The 779-nt window shown below is 30.6% G+C and carries 1 protein-coding gene and 1 pseudogene; both read right to left on the reverse strand.

Annotation, left to right across the window (positions count from 1 at the left end; all coding sequences use genetic code 11):
• Window positions 1-206: pseudogene (locus B5E58_RS13280) on the reverse strand (hypothetical protein); the annotation flags it as partial.
• A gap of 57 nt (window positions 207-263) precedes the next feature.
• Window positions 264-467, reverse strand: a complete 204-nt coding sequence (locus B5E58_RS13400; RefSeq protein ID WP_143597292.1) for a hypothetical protein — start codon at window positions 465-467, stop codon at window positions 264-266.
• Window positions 468-779: the final 312 nt, after the last annotated feature.

Consider the following 779-nt stretch of genomic DNA (forward strand, 5'->3'; position numbering starts at 1 on the left):
TTCGCTATTCCTTCCATAGATTCTGTAATAACATCAGATAAAAATTCACTATGAACTTCTGCTGATACATATCCTGAATAAAATTCAATTGCTTTTTCTATAAATTCATTTCTAACTTTACAGTTTGTTATATCCATACCTTCATTACATTTTTTCAATGTTTCATCAGATAATCTTATTGTTATTTTATTATTTTTCATCTCCATTGTTTATTACTCTCCTTTTTACTTCAAAAAAGCCTTAATTCCATTAATGAGGTCATTTTATACTCCCATTTTTCTAAGAAAAATTTTACTTTTTGCAATAAAAGCCATATAGTATGATGTCATTGCTGTTTTTTTGAGGTCACTTATTACTTGCAAAAAATCTCCGCACTGCGGGCGATTTGAGGAAACCGTCAGCCATCTTGATGGCTGACTTTCACCTGCACATTTGTTTTGCTCTAAAATCCCCCCTATCAAAGCCATATTTTTGCCTTGAAAATTTACCTTATTTTTATCTGACTTTTTTTAATAAAAGTCTGCTTTTTCAAGTTTCTTGATATTTGCCCAAATTTGCCTTTATTATAGCTTGCCAATTAATAACACCACCTTCCCATAATAACTTCACATAAGGGCAAATATAGGCATAAAAAAGGCGAACACTTTGGTTCGCATATGTTTATTACTATATTCTGTTTTTCAACTATTTTTGTTTTCTCAAATCACCTTAAATAGGCTTTATTTTTATTTAGGTATAATTATCCCACCTCCTTCACAAGTCTTTACACAAGGGCAAAC

The sequence above is a fragment of the Tyzzerella sp. An114 genome, from assembly GCF_002161055.1.
Taxonomy (GTDB): domain Bacteria; phylum Bacillota; class Clostridia; order Lachnospirales; family Anaerotignaceae; genus Fimicola; species Fimicola cottocaccae.